The following is a 20933-nucleotide window of genomic DNA, read 5'->3' as shown; positions in this document are numbered from 1 at the left end:
GTACACGTTCGGGGCCGACGGGTGACAGCGGACGGAGGATGGCGCCCCGCTGTCTTGCTGGCGCCCCGCCCCCGCCGGGTACCGTGGGTGGGTTCCACCCGTTGTCCCATGGCCCCGCCGCCATCCTGAGGAGACCCCGTGCGTATCGCCGTCGCCGGCTCGATCGCGACCGACCACCTGATGACCTTCCCCGGCCGGTTCGCCGACCAGCTGGTCGCCGAGCAGCTGCACACCGTGTCGCTGTCCTTCCTGGTCGACACCCTCGACATCCGCCGCGGCGGCGTCGCCCCGAACATCGCCTTCGGCATGGGCGTGCTGGGCCTGCGCCCGATCCTGGTCGGTGCGGCCGGCGCGGACTTCGCGGAGTACCGCAGCTGGCTGGAGCGCAACAACGTGGACTGCCGCTCGGTCCACATCTCCGAGACCCGGCACACCGCGCGCTTCATGTGCACCACGGACGAGGACCACAACCAGATCGCCTCGTTCTACACCGGTGCCATGGCCGAGGCCCGCAACATCGAGCTGGAGCCGATCGCCGACCGCGTCGGCGGCCTCGACCTGGTGCTGATCGGCGCCGACGACCCGCAGGCGATGGTCCGCCACACCCAGGAGTGCCGCACCCGCGGCTACGCCTTCGCCGCGGACCCGTCCCAGCAGCTGGCCCGCCTCGACGGCCACGACATCCGCCAGATCGTCGACGGCGCCGCGTACCTCTTCACCAACGAGTACGAGGCCGCGCTGATCGAGTCCAAGACCGGCTGGGACTCCGAGGAGATCCTCACCCGGGTCGGCACCCGGATCACCACCCTGGGCAGCAAGGGCGTCCGGATCGACCGCAAGGGCGAGGCCCCGGTGCTGGTCGGCTGCGCCCCCGAGAACGCCAAGGTGGACCCGACCGGTGTCGGCGACGCCTTCCGGGCCGGCTTCCTGGCCGGCCTCTCCTGGGACCTGGAGCTGGAGCGTTCCGCCCAGCTCGGCTGCATGCTCGCCACCCTGGTGATCGAGACCGTCGGCACCCAGGAGTACGAGCTGCGCCCGCACGACTTCCTGCAGCGCTTCGTCGCCGCCTACGGCGACGAGGCCGGCGCCGAGGTCCGCGCGCACCTGGTCAACTGACCCGCCGCACCAGATAGGCCGAACCCCGGTCGCCGCCGTACTCGGCGGCCGGGGCCTCGCCCAGGTACTCCTGGCCGCGCATCCCGCACCAGGCCGGTACGTCCAGCCGGGCCGCCTCGTCGTCGGCCAGCACCGCGACCGTCCCGCCCACCGGCACCTCGCCGATCCGCCTGGCCAGCTCGATCACCGGCAGCGGGCAGCGCTTGCCGAGGGCGTCCAGGACGAGGAGCCGGTCGGAACCCGCCGCGGCGGCCGGCGGCAGCGCCAGGTCCAGCCCCAGCGGGGCGCGGACCCCGGCCACCACCTCCGGCAGGACGGCCAGGAACCGCTCGACGTCCTCCTCGGCGGTGCCGAAGGGCAGCGAGACCCGGACGTTGCCCTCGGTGAGCACGCCCATCGCGGCCAGCACATGGCTCGGGGTCAGCGTGGACGAGGTGCAGGAGGAGCCGGAGGAGACGGCGAACCCGGCCCGGTCCAACTCGCCCAGCAGCACCTCGCCGTCGACGTAGAGACAGGAGAAGGTGACGAGGTGCGGCAGCCGCCGCACCGGGTCGCCGACCACCTCGACCTCGGGCACCAGCCGCGGCACCCGGGCCCGGATCCGCTCGACCAGCTCGTGCAACCGGGCGTTCTCCCGCTCCGCCTCGGCCCGCACCGCCCGCAGCGAGGCCGCCGCCGCGACGATCGCCGGGACGTTGACGTAGCCCGGCACCCGGCCGCCCTCGCGCTCGTCGGCGGGCAGCGGCGAGGAGTAGCGCACGCCCTTGCGCACCGCGAGCACCCCCACCCCGGCCGGCCCGCCCCACTTGTGCGCGCTGGCGGCCAGCAGCGACCAGCCGGCCGGCACGTCCACCCGTCCGGCGCTCTGCGCGGCGTCCACCAGCAGCGGCACCTCCCCGCAGTGCGCGGCCGTCTCGGCGACCGGCTGCACCGTGCCCACCTCGTGGTTGGCGGACTGCAGCACGGCGAGCGCGGTGTCCGGCCGCAGCGCCGCCGCGAACCCGGCCGGGTCGACCCGGCCGAGCCGGTCCACCGGCACCGCGGTGACCTCGCCGCCCGCGTCCTGTCCCCCGGCCTCCGGCCGGGGGGACCCCCACCGCTCGGCGGTGTGCAGCACGCTGGAGTGCTCGACGGCGGAGTGCACCAGGTGCCGGCCGCGCCGCCGGTTGCCGTGCAGCGCGCCCAGCATCCCGAGCTGGACGGCCTGGGTCCCGCTGGTGGTGAAGGAGAGCTCGTCGGCCCGGCAGCCGAGCACCTCGGCCACGGTCTCCCGGGCCGCGTCGAGCAGCATCCGGGCCTGCCGTCCGGAGCGGTAGAGCCGGGCCGGGTCGGCCCATCCCTCGTCGAGGGCGGCGGTCAGCGCCTGCCGGGCGACGGGGTGGAGTGGTGCGGTGGAGGCCACATCGAAGTACACGGTCACATTTAACGACACTCCCGGGTGCATTCCGGGCTCCGGCGGCGGCTCACCGGCCGTCAGTCGATCACCCCGAATGTCCGGATCGTCCGCGTCCGACGGGGCGTCACACGGGTTGTCCGAGGTCATCCCCCGATCGGGCGTACGGACCCCGAATGCCTAGGATGACCTGCGGCGCAGCCCCTGCCGGGCCTGATCGGGTGCTCGGGCGGCGCGTTACCGGGACCTGCCCGTCAGCAGCGCATAAGGCTGGAGTAGGGTTTGGCCCGCATAAGCATTCAAACCGTGCCCGTGGACGGGTCGCCGAGGAGGGGAAGCCTCCCCGGGGCGACGCGAAGGCGGGCGAGACTTCGGGAAGGCGCTACGTGAGTCCCAACGGCTCCGACCGCTCGCCGCGGCGCACGATGCGGCGGAAGCTGCCTCAGGCGCTGGCACTGGGCCTCGTCATCGCGACCGCCACCGGCTGCTCGGCCAACGACCTCCCCAGGCTTGGCCTCCCGAGCCCCGTCACCAAGGAAGGGCCGATGGTCCTCCACATGTGGCAGGGCTCCTGGATCGCGGCGCTGGTGGTCGGCGTACTGATGTGGGGTCTGATCATCTGGAGCGTGATCTTCCACCGGCGCAGCCGCACCGGTGTGCAGATCCCCCCGCAGACCCGGTACAACGTGCCCATCGAGGCGCTCTACACCGCGGTCCCGATCATCATCGTGTCGGTCCTCTTCTACTTCGTCGCCCGCGACGAGTCGAAGCTGACCGCCGTCTCCGAGAAGCCGCAGCACACCGTCAACGTGGTGGGCTTCCAGTGGAGCTGGGCGTTCAACTACGAGAACACCGAGAACCCGGACCCGGCCAACCAGGAGGCCGCGTACGAGGTGGGTACCCCCGGCGAGCCGCCGACCCTGTACCTGCCGGTCGACGAGACGGTCCAGTTCCGCCTCACCTCTCGTGACGTGATCCACGACTTCTGGCCCATCAACTTCATGATGAAGATGGACGTCGTGCCGGGCGTGGTCAACAAGTTCGAGGTCACCCCGACCGTCAAGGGTGAGTACATGGGCAAGTGCGCCGAGCTCTGCGGCGTCGACCACTCGCGCATGCTGTTCAACGTGAAGGTCGTCGACCGTGCCGAGTACGACCAGCACCTGAAGGACCTGCGGGCCAAGGGTCAGACCGGCGCGGTGCCCTCCGGCATCACGACCATGGGAAGTGAAGAGAAGTGACCATCCTCAACGAGCCCGCCGCGGCCGGCGGGGGCGCCGGGGCCGTCACGGTCGGGGCGCAGCGGACCCGGAAGCCGGGTTCCACCATCATCAAGTGGCTGACCACCACTGACCACAAGACGATCGGCACGCTCTACCTGGCGACGTCGTTCGCGTTCTTCCTGATCGGCGGCATCCTCGCGCTGGTCATGCGTGCCGAGCTGGCTCGTCCCGGGACCCAGATCCTGTCGAACGAGCAGTTCAACCAGGCGTTCACGATGCACGGCACGGTCATGCTGCTGATGTTCGCGACGCCGCTGTTCGCCGGTTTCGCGAACTGGATCATGCCGCTGCAGATCGGCGCGCCGGACGTCGCGTTCCCGCGTCTGAACATGTTCGCCTACTGGCTGTACCTGTTCGGCTCGCTGATCGCCGTCGCCGGCTTCCTCACCCCGCAGGGCGCCGCCGACTTCGGCTGGTTCGCCTACGCGCCGCTGTCGGACGCGGTCCGCTCGCCGGGCATCGGCGCCGACATGTGGATCATGGGTCTGGCCTTCTCCGGCTTCGGCACCATCCTCGGTGCGGTCAACTTCATCACCACGATCATCTGCATGCGGGCCCCCGGCCTGACGATGTTCCGGATGTCGATCTTCACCTGGAACGTCCTGCTGACCGCGGTGCTGGTCCTGCTGGCCTTCCCGGTGCTGGCCGCCGCGCTGTTCGCCCTGGAGGCGGACCGCAAGTTCGGGGCGCACGTCTTCGACCCGGCCAACGGCGGGGCGCTGCTCTGGCAGCACCTGTTCTGGTTCTTCGGCCACCCCGAGGTGTACATCATCGCGCTGCCGTTCTTCGGCATCGTGTCGGAGATCATCCCGGTCTTCAGCCGCAAGCCGATGTTCGGCTACTCCGGCCTGATCGCGGCCACCATCGCGATCGCCGGCCTGTCCGTGACGGTGTGGGCCCACCACATGTACGTCACCGGCCAGGTGCTGCTGCCGTTCTTCTCCTTCATGACCTTCCTCATCGCCGTCCCGACCGGTGTGAAGTTCTTCAACTGGGTCGGCACCATGTGGAAGGGCTCGCTCAGCTTCGAGACCCCGATGCTGTGGACCGTCGGCTTCCTGGTGACCTTCCTCTTCGGTGGTCTGACCGGTGTCCTGCTGGCCTCCCCGCCGATCGACTTCCACGTCTCGGACTCGTACTTCGTCGTCGCCCACTTCCACTACGTGGTCTTCGGCACCGTCGTCTTCGCCATGTTCGCCGGCTTCCACTTCTGGTGGCCGAAGATGACCGGCAAGATGCTGGACGAGCGCCTCGGCAAGATCACCTTCTGGACGCTGTTCTTCGGCTTCCACACCACCTTCCTGGTGCAGCACTGGCTCGGCGCGGAGGGCATGCCCCGCCGCTACGCCGACTACCTGGCCGCCGACGGGTTCACCACCCTGAACACCGTCTCGACCATCGGCTCGTTCCTGCTCGGCCTGTCGATCCTGCCGTTCCTCTACAACGTCTGGAAGACCGCCAAGTACGGCGAGAAGGTCGAGGTCGACGACCCGTGGGGCTACGGCCGCTCGCTGGAGTGGGCGACCTCCTGCCCGCCGCCGCGCCACAACTTCCTCACCCTGCCCCGGATCCGCTCCGAATCCCCGGCCTTCGACCTCCACTACCCGGAGATCGCCGCGCTGGACTACCTGGAGAACCACGGTGAGCCGGCCAAGCACCTCGCCGGCGTGACGCCCGCGAAGTACGACGCCCCGCAGCTGGGCAAGGGCAAGAAGGAGGGCGACGCCTGATGAAGGAACAGGGAAAGATCTTCCTGGGCCTCTCGGTCTTCGTGCTGGCCATGGCGATCACCTACGGCCTGTGGACCAACGGCTCCGAGCACGGCATCGAGGCCGCCGGTACCACCGCGCTGTTCCTCGCCTTCGCGCTCTGCGCGTTCATCGGGTACTACCTCGCCTTCACCGCCCGCCGGGTGGACAGCGGCGCGGGTGACAACCCCGAGGCCGAGGTCGCGGACGACTCCGGGGAGCTGGGCTTCTTCGCCCCGCACAGCTGGCAGCCGCTCTCGCTCGCGGTCGGCGGCGCGCTCGCCTTCCTCGGTGTGATCTTCGGCTGGTGGCTGATGTTCTGGTCGCTCCCGATCATCCTGATCGGCCTGTTCGGCTGGGTCTTCGAGTTCTACCGGGGCGAGAACCAGAACCAGTAGGCACTGGCTCCCTCGCACAGGGCCGGGCATCCCACAAGGGAGGCCCGGCCCTGTTGCATCCCCGGAGTGACGGCCTCACCCTGCCGGCCCAACGCCGCCCCGCTCGGTTGTCGCTCCGCCGGACGCGGTTCCTACGATCTGACCAATCGTGCGAAACCCCGGGAGGCGGTCATGGCCGACAGGCGCGGAATCGCGGGTCTCGGCGGCATCACGCTGGCCCTCGTCGTACTGGTCCCGCTGGCGGGCTGCACCTCCGGCGGCGGCGAGGAGGGCGCAGGGACGGTCCGCAAGGTCGACGCCGCCGAGCTGGTGCACCTGTCCGCCACCGAGCAGGCGGACCCGTCCCAGCCGCTCACGGTGACCGCCGAGCCGGGCAGCCGGCTGACCGACGTCACCGTGGTCGGCCCGGACGGCCGGGTGGTCGCCGGACGGCTCTCGGACGACCAGCTCAGCTGGCGGACCACCGGCCGGCTCAAGGCCGCCACCGCCTACACCGTGCGGATCGCCGCCGACGACGGCCACGGCGGCCGCGGTGAGACGACCGCCGGCTTCTCCACCCTGGCCGCCCAGCACCTGCTGACCGCCAAGCTCGGCCCGGACTCCTCCGGCAGCGGCGTCTACGGCGTGGGCCAGCCGCTCACCGTCCAGCTCTCCGAGGCCGTCAAGGACCCGCAGGCCCGCCAGGAGGTGGAGCACGCGCTGACGGTCACCTCGCAGCCCGCCGTCACCGGCGGCTGGTACTGGGTGGACGACCGGAACCTGCACTTCCGCCCCCAGGAGTACTGGCCCAACGGCACCACCGTCAGCCTGGCCTTCGAGGCCACCGGCAGCCGGATCTCCGACGGCCTGTACGGCGGCGACCGGGCCGCCCTGGCCCTGCGGATCGGCCAGCGTGTCGAGACGGTGGTGGACGCGGCCGCGCACGAGCTGACCCTCAAGCGCGACGGCCGGGTGGTCCGCACGATGCCGGTGACCACCGGCAAGCCCGGCTTCGACACCCGCAACGGCGTCAAGGTGGTGCTGGGCCAGGAGCGCAAGGTCCGGATGAGCGGCGAGACGATCGGCATAGCGGCCGGCAGCCAGGAGGCCTACGACCTCGACGTCGAGTGGGCCACCCGGGTCACCTGGAGCGGCGAGTACGTGCACGCCGCGCCCTGGTCGGTGGGCTCCCAGGGCGTGGAGAACGTCAGCCACGGCTGTACCGGGATGAGTACCGAGAACGCCCGCTGGTTCTACCAGAACACCCGGGTGGGGGACCTGGTGACGGTGGTGAACAGCCTCGGCAGGTCCATGGAGCCGTTCGGCAACGGATTCGGCGACTGGAACATCGCCTGGAGCGACTGGATCGGGCACAGCGCCCTCGGCGCCCCCGTCGACACGACCGCCCCCGCCACCCGGGCGCCCGCCAGCGGGATGATCGCCCCGCAGCTCTGAGCGGCCCGCCCAGAGATCCGCTCAGCCCTCCGTCCGGTCCTCCGCGGCTCCGTCCCGGTACGCCACCCGCAGCGCGCCGTCCACGGCCGCCAGGGCGTCCGCCAACGGGACGCCGAGCCGCCGGGCCCGCTCGGCGTACTCGGCGGCGGCCGCGGCGGCCAGCCGGTGCGCGGAGTCGCCGACCGCGGCGATCAGGGTGCCGCGCCGGCCGTGCGTCTCCACCACCCCGTCCGCCTCCAGCTCCCGGTAGGCGCGGGCGACGGTCCCGGCGGCCAGCCCGAGCCGCTCGGCCAGCGCGCGGACGGTGGGCAGCCGCAGCCCGGTGGCCAGCTCGCCGGTGCGGGCCTGCTCGGCGATCTGGGCGCGGATCTGCTCGTACGGGGGAGTGGCGGAGGCCGGGTCGACGGACAGCTGCACGGTGGGCTCCTGGCGGTTCGCTGCGGACGGGGGACGCGGGTACGGCAAAGCCCGAGGGCCGCCGACCAGATGAACTCTGGTCAGCGGCCCTCGGGTGCGACGCGGGGGCGCGTACGGGATCAGTGGTGGCCGTGGCCGCTGGTGATCTCGTGGTGCTCCTCGGAGGTCGGCTTGGGGATCTGGCTGCCCTCGCCGTAGAAGCCGCGGGAGAGCTTCGCCCGGGTCCGGGTGAGGACGCCGGCCTTGCGGGCCACGCCGTTCTCGTCCGTCTCGGCCGGCAGCTCGAACGGCTGCGGCTGCTCGTGCGCGGTGAGCTTGTGCAGGTCCTTCTGCGGCAGCTGGGCGTGCACCTCGATGAACTCGCCGTGTGGCAGGCGCTTGATGACGCCGGTCTCGCGGCCGTGCAGCACCTTCTCCTTGTCACGGCGCTGGAGGCCGAGGCACCAGCGCTTGGTGACGATGAAGGTGACGACCGGGACGACGAAGAAGCCGACGCGGACGAAGTACGTGACCGAGTTGATCGACAGGTGCAGGTGGGTGGCGAACAGGTCGTTGCCGCCGGCCACCAGCAGGAGCAGGTACAGGCTGATCCAGGCGGCGCCCAGGGCCGTGCGGACCGGGGCGTTGCGCGGGCGGTCCAGGATGTGGTGCTCGCGCTTGTCGCCGGTGATCCAGCCCTCGATGAACGGGTAGACCGCGATCGAGACCAGGACCAGCGGGAAGATCGCCAGCGGAACCATGACACCCAGGTTCAGGGTGTGGCCCCACAGGCCGATCTCCCAGCCCGGCATGACGCGGATCAGACCCTCGGAGAAGCCCATGTACCAGTCGGGCTGGGCGTCCGTGGACACCTGGTCCGGGCGGTACGGGCCGACCGACCAGATCGGGTTGATCGTGGCGATCGCCGAGATGACGGCGATGAGGCCGAACACCAGGAAGAAGAAGCCGCCGGCCTTGGCCATGTAGACCGGCATCAGCGGCATGCCGACGACGTTCTTCTCGGTCTTGCCCGGGCCCGCCCACTGGGTGTGCTTGTGGTAGAAGACCAGGATCAGGTGCGCCACCAGCAGGCCGAGCATGATGCCCGGGATCAGCAGCACGTGGATGGTGAAGAACCGCGGCACGATGTCGTGGCCGGGGAACTCGCCACCGAACAGGAACATCTGGACGTAGGTGCCGATCAGCGGGACGGCGAGGATCGCGCCTTCCATGAACCGGATACCGGTGCCGGAGAGCAGGTCGTCCGGCAGCGAGTAGCCGAAGAAGCCGTCGAACATGCCCAGGACCAGCAGCAGGAAGCCGAAGACCCAGTTGATCTCGCGCGGCTTGCGGAACGCGCCGGTGAAGAAGACGCGCAGCATGTGCACGAGCATCGCCGCGACGAAGACCAGGGCGGCCCAGTGGTGGATCTGGCGGACCAGCAGACCGCCGCGCACCTCGAAGCTGATGTCGACCGTCGAGGCGTAGGCCTCGGACATCGGGAGGCCCTTGAGCGGCACGTAGGAGCCGTCGTAGATGACCTCGCCCATCGAGGGCTTGAAGAACAGCGTCAGGTAGACGCCGGTCAGGATGATGATGATGAAGGTGTAGAGGCAGATCTCGCCCAGCATGAAGGACCAGTGGTCCGGGAAGATCTTGCGCAGGTTGGCCTTGGCGAGGGAGTAGATCCCCAGCCGGCCGTCCGTCCAGTCCGCGGCCTGTTCCCACTTGTTCGCGGGCTTGGCACGCGTGCTGGCGGGCTTGGCGGCGCCGGAGGTGGTGCTGCTCGCACTGCTCATCGAGCACGCTCCCAGAAGCTCGGGCCGACGGCTTCGTCGAAGTCGCCGTGGGCGACCAGGAAGCCCTTCTCGTCAGTGGTGATCTTCAGCTGCGGCAGCGGGTGGCCGGCCGGGCCGAAGATGACGCGCGCGCCGTCCGCCAGGTCGAAGGTCGACTGGTGGCAGGGGCAGAGCGCGTGGTGCGTCTGCTGCTCGTACAGGCTGATCGGGCAGCCGACGTGGGTGCAGATCTTGGAGTAGGCGAGGATGCCCTCGAAGCCCTTCTCCTTGGACTTCTCGTCCTTGATGTCCTCCGGCGCGATGCGCACCAGCATGAGGGCGTCCTTCGCGATGCGAACCTGGAAGTCCTCGGAGTGCGTGGTCAGACCCTCGGGCATCGCGAAGACCAGGGACCCCTGGATGATGTCCTCGGCCTTCATCGGCAGGTTGGTGTTCATGTTGATCAGCTGCAGCGGCTTGGCGTCGGTGGCCTCGTCCCAGCCGGTGTGCTGCAGCTTGTCCTCGGGCAGCGGGCCCAGGTCGCGGAGCAGGACCACGCCGGAGAGCGGGACCAGCGCCATCGAACCGATGAGGGTGTTGCGGATCATCTTGCGGCGGCCGAAGCCGGACTCCGCGGCACCGGTCTTGAACTGCTCGATGACGTCGGCGCGGACCTCGTCGTCGGCCTCGATCGGGTGGCGCTCGGCCGGGATCTCGTGGTCCGACATCAGGGTGCGGGCCCAGTGGACCGCGCCCGCGCCGATGAGGAACAGCGCCAGGCCCAGGGTCATGCCGAGCGCGAAGTTCAGCGCGCTGACGTGGCCCAGCGGCCAGATGTAGACGATCTTGTCCGGGTCGATGGCCACGTACGAGGCGATGAAGCCGATGGTGGCGATCATCGACACGACGAACATCAGCGACACCTGGCGCTCGGCGCGCTTGGCGGCCCGCTCGTCGATGTCGGTGCGGCGCGGCTCGTGGGCCGGCAGACCGGGGTCGGCGAACGGATCGCCGTGGGCAGCCACCTCGTGGTGCCCGGCGGAGCCGTGCGACTCCGGGAGCTTCTCTTCTGACATGTCGTGGCTCATGACTTCTTGGCCTTGGTGGTGTGGGCGGCGACCCAGATCGCGACCGCGATGAGCGCGCCGAGACCGAAGATCCAGCCGAACAGGCCCTCGGTCACCGGACCGAGGCTGCCGAGCGTGAGACCGCCGGGGTTGGGCTCATCGTTGGTGGTGTGGCGGACGAAGGCCACGATCTGCTTCTTCTGCTCCTCGGGCATGATGCTGTCCGGGAACGACGGCATGTTCTGCGGGCCGGTCTGCATGGCCTCGTAGATGTGCTTGGCGTCCACGCCCTCCAGCGACGGGGCGTACTTGCCCTGGGTCAGGGCACCGCCCTGGCCGGCGAAGTTGTGGCACTGGGCGCAGTTGGTGCGGAACAGCTCGCCGCCCTTGGACAGGTCCTCGGGGTTGGTCGAGGTGAACTGCTCCTCGGTCGGCGTCACCGGACCGGGGCCGAGCGAGGCGACGAAGGCGGCGAGCTGGTCGATCTCCGCCTGCGAGTAGATGTTCGGCTTGCGCGGCACCTGGGCGCCGGGCTGCTGGGCCGGCATGCGGCCGGTGCCCACCTGGAAGTCGACCGCGGCGGAACCGACGCCGACCAGGCTCGGGCCGTCGCTGCTGCCCTGGCCGTTCAGGCCGTGGCAGGAGGAGCAGCCGACGGCGAAGAGCTTCTTGCCCTCGTCGATCGCGAGCGACTGCGCGGCGACGTCGGCCTGCGCCTTGTCGGCGGGCGCGAACGCGGCGTACAGCCCCCCGGTTGCCGCCAGGGCGAGAAGTAGGACGACCAGCGCCGCCAGTGGGTGGCGCCGTCGTGCGGAGAGCTTTTTCACGGAATAACCCCGGTGTCAGGATCTGGTCGACTGGTGGGTGCACCCGGCGGCCGGTCTGGCCGGCACGAGGCTGCCCGTCTAGGGCTGCGCGCGCGGTCGGTCGGTGGGAGCGTCGGCACCGGCGAAATCGGGCCGTCGCCGGTGAGGGCGGGACCCGAGGCCGGTGGCCAGCGACCTGATCAGCTGGTTACTTGATCAGGTAGATGGTCGCGAACAGGCCGATCCACACGACATCGACGAAGTGCCAGTAGTACGACACCACGATCGCGGCGGTGGCCTGCTCGTGAGTGAACCGCTTGGCTGCGTAGGTCCGTCCCAGGACCAGCAGGAAGGCGATCAGACCACCCGTCACGTGCAGACCGTGGAAGCCGGTGGTCAGGTAGAACACCGTGCCGTACGGGTCGGAGGACAGCGAGAGGCCGTCCTTCTTGACCAGCTCGGTGTACTCGAAGATCTGGCCGCCGATGAAGATCGCGCCCATCACGAAGGTGATGATGAACCACGAGCGGAGCTTCTTCACGTCCCCGCGCTCGGCGGCGAAGACGCCGAGCTGGCAGGTGAGCGAGGAGAGCACCAGGATCGTGGTGTTGACCGAGGAGAACGGCACGTTGAGGGCGTGCGCCTTCTCGGTCCAGAACTCCGGCCCCTTGACGGAGCGGAGCGTGAAGTACATCGCGAAGAGGGCCGCGAAGAACATCAACTCGGAACTGAGCCAGACGATCGTTCCGACGCTGACCATGTTCGGCCGGTTGACCGATCCGTGCGCGTGCCCGGTTTCTACTGCTGTTGCTGTCGCCACGACGGACATTATGTCGGTCCCTTATTCCGTCTTCACGTCGGGGGGTGTCCCTCGGAGTGTCCGGTGCGTGCGGTATGCCCCCCTGGCGCCCGACCGGCCGTCCCCACCCTTGTTGAGCAGCGGCGTGTCCCTTTTCTGACGGTTCCTCGAAGGCCTTCCGGGAGGGCCCGGCGGCGTGTCGGGCCGGGCCCGCGGGGCCGTCCGTAGTAAGGGGAGAGACCACCCGTCCGCCGTACGGGTGGTCCGTGCGGCCGGGGGTGACGCGCCGTGCTCCGCCCGGACCAGTCGCGGGCGGAGCGGCGCGAGAGGGATCTCCCGGGAAGGGCTCGGCGGCGGGTGATCGGGAGTAGCATCCGGGGAGAGGCGAACGTGGTCCGGATCACACGTGAGGGAGCAGGCCCATGGCGAGCACGACCGACGAGACGTTGACCGTTCTGGTCTACAGCCACGACCGCACCACCCGGGAGCAGGTGCTGACCGCTCTCGGCCGGCGGCCCGCGGAGGACCTGCCGGAGCTGTCCTACCTGGAGTGCGCGACCACCCCCGCGGTGCTCAAGGCGCTGGAGAAGGGCGGTGTCGACCTCTGCGTGCTGGACGGCGAGGCGGTGCCGGCCGGCGGGCTCGGGCTCGCCCGGCAGCTGAAGGACGAGATCTACGGGTGCCCGCCGCTGCTGGCGCTGATCGGCCGGCCGCAGGACTCCTGGCTGGCGGCCTGGAGCCGGGCGGACGCGGCGATCTCCCGGCCGGTGGACCCGGTGGCGCTGGCCGAGGCCGTCGCCACGCTGCTGCGGGCCCGGCTGGCGAAGCGGACGCCGGCCGCGGGCTAGCGGTCCCGGCGTCTCACCCCGCGTCTCAGTACAAGAGAAGAAGGGTGAACGGCGGAGCCCCGGGACCCCGCCGCTCGATAGGCTGACTCCGTCCCTACGTCCTTCCCCGTCCGCGGGGAGCGAGAGCTGGAGTCGGCCATGGTGAACGTGCACCCTGCGAACGGCGGTAACGAGCCCGCGCAGGTGGTCCGCACCTGGCCGGACATCCTGTCGACGCTACTGAGGGGGGAGGACCTCGACCGCTCGGCCACCGCCTGGGCGATGGACCGGATCATGAGCGGGGAGGCCTCCCCGGTGCAGATCGCCGGCTTCATGGTGGCGCTGCGGGCCAAGGGCGAGACGGTCGACGAGATCTCGGGCCTGGTGGACTCGATGTACTCGCACGCCGAGCCGCTCTCCATCCCCGGCCCGGCGGTGGACATCGTCGGCACCGGCGGCGACCGGGCCAAGACCGTGAACATCTCCACGATGTCGGCGATCGTCGCCGCGGCGGCCGGCGCCAAGGTGGTCAAGCACGGCAACCGGGCCGCCTCCTCGGCGAGCGGTTCCTCGGACGTGCTGGAGAAGCTGGGCATCCGCCTGGACCTGGCGCCCCGCCGGGTCGCCGAGGTCGCCGAGGAGGTCGGGCTGACCTTCTGCTTCGCGGCCAGGTTCCACCCGTCGATGCGGCACGCCGGTCCGGCCCGCAGCGAGCTCGGGGTGCCCACCGCGTTCAACATCCTCGGCCCGCTCACCAACCCGGCCCGGGTGACCTCGCACGCCATCGGCTGCTTCGACACCCGCCTCGCCGGGCTGATCGCCGGGGTGCTGGCGCGGCGCGGCGCCAGTGCGCTGGTCTTCCGGGGCGACGACGGGCTGGACGAGCTGACCATCACCACCACCTCGCGGGTCTGGGTGGTCCGGGACGGCGCGGTCACCGAGACCTCCTTCGACCCGCGCGAGGTCGGCATCGAGCCGGTCGGCATCGAGGCGCTGCGCGGCGGGGACCCGGCGTACAACGCGGAGGTCGCGCGCCGGCTGCTGGCCGGGGAGCACGGGCCGGTGCGGGACGCGGTGCTGCTGAACTCCGCGGCCGCGCTGGTGGCGCTGGACCTGACCGGCGCGCCGCTCGCCGAGCAGCTCGGGGCGGCCATGCGGCGCACCGCCGCGGCCATCGACTCGGGGGCCGCGCGCGATCTGCTGAAGCACTGGTCGGAGGCCACCGCCCGGGCGTGACGCCACAGTTGGGGCCCATCGGGAATCCTCCCGGTGGGCCCCGACGCATGTCCGGGATGCGGACGGCTGTTTGACCGCGGGGCGGACGCGACCTAGAGTCTTCGCCAGGTCATGAGCGACAGCGTCAAGCCCCAGCTGGCTGTCCGGCAACCCTCCGTCCGTGGCGGGGTGCCCTGGGTGAGGACCGGGTCACGCGGCGCGCCGTCCGTGTGGCAAGCGCGGACGCCGGACGAATCGCACTCCCGGGGTCCCTCGACCCGTACAGGAGTGCATCCTCATGTCCCTCTCGACCTCCCTCTGCGCCCCCCTCGCCGTCCTCGGCCACGACGTCCAGGTCCCGCTCGCCAACGGTGACAAGGTCGGCTACGCGGCGCTCGACTACGCCGCCAGCTCCCCGGCGCTCCAGCGGGTCTGGGACGACGTCGCCGCCTACGCCCCCTACTACGGCAGCGTGCACCGCGGCGCCGGCTACCTGTCGCAGCTCTCCACCGACCTGTTCGAGCAGAGCCGCCGCACCGTCACCGAGTTCCTCGACCTGCGCGAGGGCGACCAGGTGGTCTTCACCCGCGCCACCACCGACTCGCTCAACCTGCTGGCCGGCGCCGTCCCGGCCGGGACGCAGGTGTTCGCCTTCGAGACCGAGCACCACGCCTCGCTGCTGCCCTGGGCGCACGCCGGCCTGCCGGTCACCTACCTGCGCGCCCCGCGCTCGCACGCCGAGGCGGTCGCCGCCTTCGACGCCGCGCTCGCCGGGGCGCCCGAGGGCCCGAAGCTGCTCTGCGTCACCGGCGCCTCGAACGTCACCGGTGAGCTGTGGCCGGTCGCCGAGCTGACCCGGACCGCCCACCGGCACGGCGCCCGGGTGGTGCTGGACGCCGCGCAGCTGGCCCCGCACCACCGGGTCTCGGTGCGCGAGCTGGACGTCGACTGGATCGCCTTCTCCGGCCACAAGCTGTACGCGCCGTTCGGCGCCGGGGTGCTGGCCGGCCGGGCCGACTGGCTGGACGAGGCCGACCCGTACCTGGCCGGCGGCGGCGCCACCCGCACGGTGGCCCGCGAGGCCGACGGCTCGGTGGCCGTGCAGTGGCACACCGGCCCGGCCCGGCACGAGGCCGGCTCGCCCAACGTCATCGGCGCCTACGCGATCGCCTCGGCCTGCCGGGCGCTCACCGAGGCCGGGTTCGACGCGCTGGAGGCCCGCGAGCGGGCGCTGGTCGCGCGGCTGAAGGCCGGACTGGCCGAGATCCCCGAGGTCCGGGTGCTGAACCTGTTCGGCTCCGACTCGGACCGGGTGGGCGTGCTCTCCTTCGTCGTCCGCGGCTGGAACAGCTCGCACTTCTCGGCCGCGCTGTCCGCCGAGTACGGCATCGGGGTCCGCGACGGCCTGTTCTGCGCCCACCCGCTGGTGCGCACCCTGCTCGGCGACGAGGAGGCCGCGCCCTCGGAGTGCGGTGCGCCGGAGCCCTCGCTGCCCGGCGAGCGCAGCCTGAACGCGATCCGGGTGAGCTTCGGCGCGGGCACCCCGGACGAGCACGTGGACCGGTTCCTGAGCGCCGTCCGGGAGCTGGTCACGGACGGCGCGGCCTGGACCTACCGCAACGAGGGCGGCCGCTGCGTCGCCGACACCCGCCGGGAGGGCTGAGCGGCCCCGCCCGGTCCTACTCGTCCAGGCCGATCGAGAAGGCGGCCTCCAGGTCGTGCTGGGAGTACGTGCGGAAGGCGATCTGGGTCTCGGTGTGCGCCACGCCAGGGATCTTGTTGAGCCGGCCGGGGATCACCTCGGCGAGGTCGTCGTGCCGCCGCACCCGCACCATCGCGACCAGGTCGTAGCCGCCGGTCACCGAGTAGACCTCGCTGACGCCCTCGATGGCGGCGATCGCCTCCGCGATCTCCGGGATGCGGTCGACGCTGGTCTTGATCAGGACGATGGCGGTGATCACGGTGGCGTACTCCTTTGTGAGGTGCCGCCAGCGTATCGGGCGTCGGCGGCACCGTCGCGGGGGCGGGTGGCCCGCGGCCGGCGCCCGATCGGGGTGCAGGCGCAGAGGAAGCCCGCCGCGAAGCCGATCACGTGCACCAGGTACGCCACGCCGGGTCCGGCGGAGTGCACGGACCACCACTGGAGCGCGAACCACAGGCCCAGCACCAGCCAGGCGGGGAAGCGCAGCGGCAGGAAGAGCAGCAGCGGGACGAGCGTGGTGACCCGGGCCCGCGGATGGAACCGCAGGTACGCGCCGAGGACGGCGGAGATCGCCCCGGACGCGCCGATCAGCACCCGGGTGGCGTCCGCCGAGTGCGCCTCGGCCAGGGCGAAGCCGTAGGTGGTCAGCGCCCCGGACGCCAGATAGAAGAGGAGGAACCGGGAGCGCCCCAGCCGCTGCTCCACGGTCGGGCCGAAAACGTGCAGGAAGAGCAGGTTGCCGAGCAGGTGCAGCCAGCCGCCGTGCAGGAAGAGCGCGCTGAGCACGGAGAGCGCCGGGTGCTTGCCCGGGGTGGGCGAGGCCGGGCAGCCGGGTACCGGGTCGGGGGCCTCGGCGAGCCGGTCGGCGGTCAGCGGGCGACCGGTCAGCAGCTCGGCGGGGACCGCCCCCCAGCGCTGCTCGTAGCGCTGCTCGGCGCAGACCCGGGCCTGGCCCCGGCCGTAGTACGGGTTGACCCCGGCGGCCGGTCCGAGCAGGAAGACCGCGGTGTTGAGCGCGATCAGCGCGTAGCAGGCGGCCGGGGCGGTGGCGGCCGGCCGGCCGCGGCGCGCGCCGGTGCGGGCGGGGAGGGCCGGGATCGCCATGGGCCCCAGCATCCCCCCGGCGCCGGGCGGCCACCGCGCGGTTACGGCAGGTGGGCTACCGGCGGGGGTCGGTCGGCCGGTGGCCGTGAAGGTTGCCCCAGGCAATAGGCTTGGGGCGGGCAATCCCGCCTCCCGCCGCCGACGCCGGGGCTCCGGGGGGAGCGCCTGAGCCCGTTCCGGGACCACCCGAGAGGACCCCCGATGACCATCCCCGCCCTGACCGCCGAGACGCGCTGGCGCTGCACGCTCTGCGGCAACCTGACCCGCTTCGACGTGACCCGGACCGCCCGGGTCACCGAGTTCCTCCACTTCGACCTGGCCGGCGAGTCGAAGATCGAGGAGACCCAGGTGCTCAGCGAGACCGTCGAGTCGGTGCGCTGCCGCTGGTGCAACGCGGTCGACCAGGTCGAGCTGGTCGCCCGCCCGGGCGCGGCCGACGGCGCCGGGGCTCCCGAGCAGGCCTGACCGCCTGATGCGTGCGGTGGGCGGTGCAGGGCACGGCCGCCCGCCGCACGGGACAATGCAGAGAGAATCGCGCGGAGTGTGACGGGGGTGGCGGCCGGGGGCCGTACTCCGCTGGACCAGGATCGGAGCCGAGGACGTGGTGGACGCAGCGAGGGAGCCCGCGGGGCCGCAGGGGCGGCAGCCCGCTGTGGACGCGCCGGCGCCGGACGCGGCCGGGGCCGCCCCCTCCGGCACCGACACCCCGGCCGAGGCGGCCGCGGGGGAGGAGTCCGGCGGCGGTGACGAGCCGGCGGCAGCCGTCGACGGATCGGCGCGGGGCGCCGGGGCCGACGGCGGCGCCGAGGCGCTGGACCGCCCGCTGCCCGAGGGCGTGCGCCGGCGCGTGGTGGGGCTCGCCTCCGACGCGCTCGGCGGGCTGCCGCTCGCGGAGCTGCCCCAGTCGCTGCGCCAGTACGCCAAGTTCACCCCCGCACGCCGGGCCAAGTACGCGGGGACCGCGCTGGCGGCGGCACTGGAGGCCGAGCCGGCCTTCCGCTCGCGGATAGCGGAGCGGCTGCGGCTGGGCCAGCCGGACCTGGTCAGGGCGCTGGAGTCGGGCACCGTGCCGGGCGCCGCCGACCCGATGGACGTGGCGGCCGCCGCCTACCTGGTGCGTTCCGCCGGGTGGAGCCGGCTGGTCACCGAGGCCGGCGAGGAGGCCGAGCGGGCGGGCGCCGAGGGCGCGGCGGCCGAGGCGGCCCGGCTGGTGGAGAAGCTGCAGGCCGAGCTGGCCGAGGTGCGCTCCACGGCGCGCTCCGACCTGGATCGGCAGCGGGCCGAGTCGGAGGACGTCCGCCGGGAGGCCGACTCGCTGCGCCGCAGGCTGCGGTCGCTGGAGAGCGACACCCGCCGGGCGCAGGCCGAGACCCGCAAGGTGGCCGCCGAGCTGGAGGCGGCCAGGGCGCAGGCGGCGGCCGAGCGGAGCGCGGCGGAGAGCGAGGCGCGCCGGCTGCGGCACCGCGTCACGGAGCTGGAGACCGCCGCCGAGCAGGGCCGCCGGTCGGCCCGCGAGGGGCGCAGCGTCGAGGACATGCGGCTGCGGCTGCTGCTGGACACCGTCCTGCAGTCGGCGCAGGGACTGCAGCGGGAGCTGGCGCTGCCGGTGTCCCAGATCCGCCCGGCGGACCTGGTGGAGGCGGTGGAGCCGGGTTCGGCCTCGCCGCACGACGTGGCGCGGCGGGGCCTGGCCGACGACGATCCGGCGCTGTTGGACCAGCTGCTGGCGATCCCGCAGGTCCATCTGGTGGTGGACGGCTACAACGTGACCAAGACCGGCTATCCGACGCTGCCGCTGGAGCAGCAGCGGATCCGGCTGCTGGGCGGGCTGGCGATGCTGGCGCAGCGCACCCAGGCGGAGGTCACCTGCGTGTTCGACGGCCAGGACCTGGACGTGCCGGTGATCATGGCGCCGCCGCGCGGGGTGCGGGTGCGGTTCAGCCGGACCGGGGAGACGGCGGACGAGCTGATCCGCCGGCTGGTGCGGGCCGAGCCGCAGGGGCGCCCGGTGGTGGTGGTCTCCACCGACCGGGAGGTCGCGGAGGGCGTGCGGAAGGCCGGCGCGCGCCCCGTCGCGTCGGTGCTGCTGCTGAACCGGCTGGCCCGCCCGTAACCGCTCCCGGGCGCCCGCGGGCCGGTATGACGGCTGGTCAGCGCCTGGATTGCGGTGTTGTGCGAGTTTTGTGAAGTCAGATGGGCGGTCGGGGTTCACGCGATCGGGGGAGTGGCGCGAAACGTGGATCTTCACTAGGGTCTGGCGTCAAACCTATTTTCCGGATTCTCACCCGTTCGGGTGAGGCCATTGGAAGAAGGAGCCGGTCCCTTGGCCTCCCACCGCCGTCCCAAGCAGCCGAGCCGCGCGCGGGTCTCCGTGCTCACCGCTGCCGCTGCGACCGCGGTCGCTCTCTCCGCCCAGGTCGCCGCACACGCCGCGCCCAGCCCGTCGCCCAAGAAGGATGACGTCAAGGCGCAGATCGACCAGCTGCAGGAAGAGGCCGAGCAGGCCACCGAGAAGTACAACGGCGCCAAGGAGCGTGCCGACCAGCTGCGCAAGCAGGCGGACCAGCTCCAGGACCAGGTCGCCCGCGGCCAGGAGCAGATGACCCAGCTTCAGGCCGGCCTGGCCGAGGTGGCGGGCGAGCAGTACCGCACCGGCGGCATCGACCCGTCCGTCCAGCTGATGCTCACCTCCGACCCGTCCGGCTACCTGGACAAGGCCTCCAGCGTGCAGCAGGCCAGCTCCAGCCAGGCCGAGGCGCTCAAGGGCCTCCAGGACCAGCAGCGCCGGCTCGACCAGCAGAAGGTCGAGGCGGCCGCCGTGCTGGCCTCGCTGGACAGCACCACCAAGGACCTCAACCAGACCAAGGCCGAGGTCAACAAGAAGCTCCGGGAGGCCCAGGAGCTGCTGAACTCGCTCAGCGCAGCCGACCGGGCCGCCCTGAAGGCGGCTCAGCAGCAGGCCGACCGCGCCTCGCGCGGCAGCGAGCGCACCGACCTGGGCAGCCTGCCGCAGGCGAGCGGCAAGGCCGGTGCGGCGGTCTCCCTCGCGATGAGCAAGCAGGGCTCGCCCTACGGCTGGGGCGACACCGGCCCGAACACCTTCGACTGCTCCGGCCTGATGGTCTGGGCCTACGGGAAGGCCGGCGTCTCGCTGCCGCGCACCTCGCAGGCGCAGGGCAACTACGGCACCCGGGTGCCCTCGCTGGCCGAGGCCCAGCCGGGCGACCTGATCATCTACCGCGACGACCGCAGCCACGTCGGCATGTACATCGGCAACGGCATGGTGGTGCACGCGCCGCGCACCGGTGACGTGGTGAAGGTGATGAAGGCCGACGCCATGAAGATCAACACGATCCGCCGGGTCTGACGGACCGGCACGACACGCCCGAGGGGGCCGTCGAGGCCCCTGTGATCAGCGCCACTCCCGGACGGGGGTGGCGCAGGGCGTTTCCGGCAGGGGTTCGACCACCTGACGGAGAATGATCAGCCCGACGTGGGGATTTGATCACGCTCGGTCATATTCACAAAAGAACTTGGGTATTCTTCCGACTTTTTTCTGACAAGGATTTGAACGGATCACGGATCTGTTACTAGGGTCGTGCCTCGAACCACGCACAGTCGATCACCCAGCCTGGGTGGCGGCGGGGTTCGCCGCCGAGTTCGCGAAGCAGCGGGGCGGGGCCACGAGTGGCCCGTCCGAGTGAGGACCCAGCAGTCGGGGGTCCGCTGTGGAGCGGAGCCGGGGAACCACGTTCCTCCGGGGTGAATCGGCGCCAGGCCGGCCGCGAGAGCGGCGGGTGAGGCGTCGTAGGGCACGCTTCCGCCCGAACCCGTCAGCTCACCCGGTAGGCGGATGAGGAAGAAGGA

Annotated in this window: 19 protein-coding genes and 2 riboswitches; of the genes, 11 read left to right on the top strand and 8 right to left on the bottom strand. The window is 71.7% G+C overall.

Annotated features, from left to right (window positions below; all coding sequences use genetic code 11):
* Nucleotides 1-138 precede the first annotated feature (138 nt).
* Nucleotides 139-1116, top strand: coding sequence for a carbohydrate kinase family protein (locus tag ACFVFS_RS29600; RefSeq protein WP_380627860.1), 978 nt, complete (start codon nucleotides 139-141; stop codon nucleotides 1114-1116).
* Here ACFVFS_RS29600 and ACFVFS_RS29595 read toward each other — a convergent pair.
* The gene (locus ACFVFS_RS29595) at nucleotides 1109-2560 is read right to left on the bottom strand and encodes a cysteine desulfurase/sulfurtransferase TusA family protein (RefSeq protein WP_380627882.1); all 1452 of its coding nucleotides are present in this window, start codon (nucleotides 2558-2560) and stop codon (nucleotides 1109-1111) included. The genes ACFVFS_RS29600 and ACFVFS_RS29595 overlap by 8 nt on opposite strands.
* Nucleotides 2561-2895: 335 nt before the next feature.
* Here ACFVFS_RS29595 and coxB point away from each other — a divergent pair, with 335 nt between their 5' ends.
* The 4 genes from coxB to ACFVFS_RS29575 all read left to right on the top strand — a co-directional run bounded on the left by coxB (nucleotide 2896) and on the right by ACFVFS_RS29575 (nucleotide 7372).
* A complete protein-coding gene (gene coxB, locus ACFVFS_RS29590) occupies nucleotides 2896-3750 on the top strand; it encodes a cytochrome c oxidase subunit II (RefSeq protein ID WP_380627858.1) in 855 nt (284 codons plus the stop codon).
* A complete protein-coding gene (gene ctaD, locus ACFVFS_RS29585; protein ID WP_380627856.1) occupies nucleotides 3747-5522 on the top strand; it encodes a cytochrome c oxidase subunit I in 1776 nt (591 codons plus the stop codon). Before coxB ends, ctaD begins: the two co-directional genes overlap by 4 nt.
* Nucleotides 5522-5938 (top strand): cytochrome c oxidase subunit 4, encoded by a 417-nt coding sequence (locus tag ACFVFS_RS29580; RefSeq protein ID WP_380627855.1) that lies wholly within the window; start codon nucleotides 5522-5524, stop codon nucleotides 5936-5938. The genes ctaD and ACFVFS_RS29580 overlap by 1 nt, the downstream gene beginning before the upstream one ends.
* 171 nt (nucleotides 5939-6109) lie before the next feature.
* Complete coding sequence (locus ACFVFS_RS29575; RefSeq protein WP_380627854.1) at nucleotides 6110-7372, top strand: Ig-like domain-containing protein; 1263 nt, start codon at nucleotides 6110-6112, stop codon at nucleotides 7370-7372.
* Between the two features lie 21 nt (nucleotides 7373-7393).
* Here ACFVFS_RS29575 and ACFVFS_RS29570 read toward each other — a convergent pair whose 3' ends face one another.
* From ACFVFS_RS29570 to ACFVFS_RS29550, 5 genes are all read right to left on the bottom strand, one after another.
* Entirely contained in the window at nucleotides 7394-7789 is a 396-nt protein-coding gene (locus ACFVFS_RS29570) for a GntR family transcriptional regulator (RefSeq protein WP_380627853.1), read from the bottom strand.
* Between the two features lie 119 nt (nucleotides 7790-7908).
* Nucleotides 7909-9567: a cytochrome bc complex cytochrome b subunit gene (locus ACFVFS_RS29565; protein ID WP_380627851.1), complete on the bottom strand. Its 1659-nt coding sequence runs from the start codon at nucleotides 9565-9567 to the stop codon at nucleotides 7909-7911.
* A complete protein-coding gene (locus tag ACFVFS_RS29560) occupies nucleotides 9564-10622 on the bottom strand; it encodes a Rieske 2Fe-2S domain-containing protein (protein ID WP_380627849.1) in 1059 nt (352 codons plus the stop codon). The genes ACFVFS_RS29565 and ACFVFS_RS29560 overlap by 4 nt, the downstream gene beginning before the upstream one ends.
* An 8-nt stretch (nucleotides 10623-10630) precedes the next feature.
* On the bottom strand, nucleotides 10631-11440 hold the full coding sequence (locus tag ACFVFS_RS29555; RefSeq protein WP_376084146.1) for a c-type cytochrome: 810 nt from the start codon (nucleotides 11438-11440) through the stop codon (nucleotides 10631-10633).
* Nucleotides 11441-11627: 187 nt separating this feature from the next.
* Entirely contained in the window at nucleotides 11628-12248 is a 621-nt protein-coding gene (locus ACFVFS_RS29550) for a heme-copper oxidase subunit III (protein WP_350566761.1), read from the bottom strand.
* A 392-nt stretch (nucleotides 12249-12640) separates the two neighbouring features.
* Between ACFVFS_RS29550 and ACFVFS_RS29545 the strand changes: the two genes are divergently transcribed.
* The 3 genes from ACFVFS_RS29545 to ACFVFS_RS29535 all read left to right on the top strand — a co-directional run bounded on the left by ACFVFS_RS29545 (nucleotide 12641) and on the right by ACFVFS_RS29535 (nucleotide 15923).
* The gene (locus ACFVFS_RS29545) at nucleotides 12641-13066 is read left to right on the top strand and encodes a hypothetical protein (RefSeq protein WP_380627847.1); all 426 of its coding nucleotides are present in this window, start codon (nucleotides 12641-12643) and stop codon (nucleotides 13064-13066) included.
* A gap of 138 nt (nucleotides 13067-13204) precedes the next feature.
* The gene (gene trpD / locus ACFVFS_RS29540) at nucleotides 13205-14281 is read left to right on the top strand and encodes an anthranilate phosphoribosyltransferase (RefSeq protein WP_380627845.1); all 1077 of its coding nucleotides are present in this window, start codon (nucleotides 13205-13207) and stop codon (nucleotides 14279-14281) included.
* Between the two features lie 107 nt (nucleotides 14282-14388).
* Nucleotides 14389-14506: riboswitch (SAM riboswitch) on the top strand.
* A 52-nt stretch (nucleotides 14507-14558) separates the two neighbouring features.
* Nucleotides 14559-15923: an aminotransferase class V-fold PLP-dependent enzyme gene (locus ACFVFS_RS29535; protein WP_380627843.1), complete on the top strand. Its 1365-nt coding sequence runs from the start codon at nucleotides 14559-14561 to the stop codon at nucleotides 15921-15923.
* A 16-nt stretch (nucleotides 15924-15939) separates the two neighbouring features.
* Here the strand turns inward: ACFVFS_RS29535 and ACFVFS_RS29530 are convergent, their stop codons facing one another.
* A complete protein-coding gene (locus ACFVFS_RS29530; protein WP_344335573.1) occupies nucleotides 15940-16221 on the bottom strand; it encodes an Lrp/AsnC ligand binding domain-containing protein in 282 nt (93 codons plus the stop codon).
* Nucleotides 16218-17066: a rhomboid family intramembrane serine protease gene (locus ACFVFS_RS29525; RefSeq protein WP_380627841.1), complete on the bottom strand. Its 849-nt coding sequence runs from the start codon at nucleotides 17064-17066 to the stop codon at nucleotides 16218-16220. The genes ACFVFS_RS29530 and ACFVFS_RS29525 overlap by 4 nt, the downstream gene beginning before the upstream one ends.
* A 201-nt stretch (nucleotides 17067-17267) precedes the next feature.
* Between ACFVFS_RS29525 and ACFVFS_RS29520 the strand changes: the two genes are divergently transcribed.
* The 3 genes from ACFVFS_RS29520 to ACFVFS_RS29510 all read left to right on the top strand — a co-directional run bounded on the left by ACFVFS_RS29520 (nucleotide 17268) and on the right by ACFVFS_RS29510 (nucleotide 20433).
* Nucleotides 17268-17531: a hypothetical protein gene (locus tag ACFVFS_RS29520; protein ID WP_380627839.1), complete on the top strand. Its 264-nt coding sequence runs from the start codon at nucleotides 17268-17270 to the stop codon at nucleotides 17529-17531.
* Nucleotides 17532-17667: 136 nt separating this feature from the next.
* Entirely contained in the window at nucleotides 17668-19179 is a 1512-nt protein-coding gene (locus ACFVFS_RS29515; RefSeq protein WP_380627837.1) for an NYN domain-containing protein, read from the top strand.
* Between the two features lie 210 nt (nucleotides 19180-19389).
* Nucleotides 19390-20433 (top strand): NlpC/P60 family protein, encoded by a 1044-nt coding sequence (locus tag ACFVFS_RS29510; RefSeq protein WP_380627836.1) that lies wholly within the window; start codon nucleotides 19390-19392, stop codon nucleotides 20431-20433.
* Nucleotides 20434-20780: 347 nt separating this feature from the next.
* A riboswitch (cyclic di-AMP (ydaO/yuaA leader) is annotated at nucleotides 20781-20933 on the top strand.

The organism is Kitasatospora sp. NPDC057692 (assembly GCF_042799475.1).
GTDB lineage: Bacteria > Actinomycetota > Actinomycetes > Streptomycetales > Streptomycetaceae > Kitasatospora.
This window is presented reverse-complemented; position numbering and strand designations above follow the sequence as displayed.

Coding starts and splice junctions, on each gene's coding strand:
- ACFVFS_RS29520 (WP_380627839.1), top strand. CDS start 17,268: ATGACCATCCCCGCCCTGACCGCCGAGACGCGCTGGCGCTGCACGCTC.
- ACFVFS_RS29560 (WP_380627849.1), bottom strand. CDS start 10,622: ATGTCAGAAGAGAAGCTCCCGGAGTCGCACGGCTCCGCCGGGCACCAC.
- ACFVFS_RS29525 (WP_380627841.1), bottom strand. CDS start 17,066: ATGGCGATCCCGGCCCTCCCCGCCCGCACCGGCGCGCGCCGCGGCCGG.
- trpD (WP_380627845.1), top strand. CDS start 13,205: ATGGTGAACGTGCACCCTGCGAACGGCGGTAACGAGCCCGCGCAGGTG.
- ACFVFS_RS29565 (WP_380627851.1), bottom strand. CDS start 9,567: ATGAGCAGTGCGAGCAGCACCACCTCCGGCGCCGCCAAGCCCGCCAGC.
- ACFVFS_RS29575 (WP_380627854.1), top strand. CDS start 6,110: ATGGCCGACAGGCGCGGAATCGCGGGTCTCGGCGGCATCACGCTGGCC.
- ACFVFS_RS29545 (WP_380627847.1), top strand. CDS start 12,641: ATGGCGAGCACGACCGACGAGACGTTGACCGTTCTGGTCTACAGCCAC.
- ACFVFS_RS29535 (WP_380627843.1), top strand. CDS start 14,559: ATGTCCCTCTCGACCTCCCTCTGCGCCCCCCTCGCCGTCCTCGGCCAC.
- ACFVFS_RS29550 (WP_350566761.1), bottom strand. CDS start 12,248: ATGTCCGTCGTGGCGACAGCAACAGCAGTAGAAACCGGGCACGCGCAC.
- ACFVFS_RS29580 (WP_380627855.1), top strand. CDS start 5,522: ATGAAGGAACAGGGAAAGATCTTCCTGGGCCTCTCGGTCTTCGTGCTG.
- ACFVFS_RS29595 (WP_380627882.1), bottom strand. CDS start 2,560: ATGCACCCGGGAGTGTCGTTAAATGTGACCGTGTACTTCGATGTGGCC.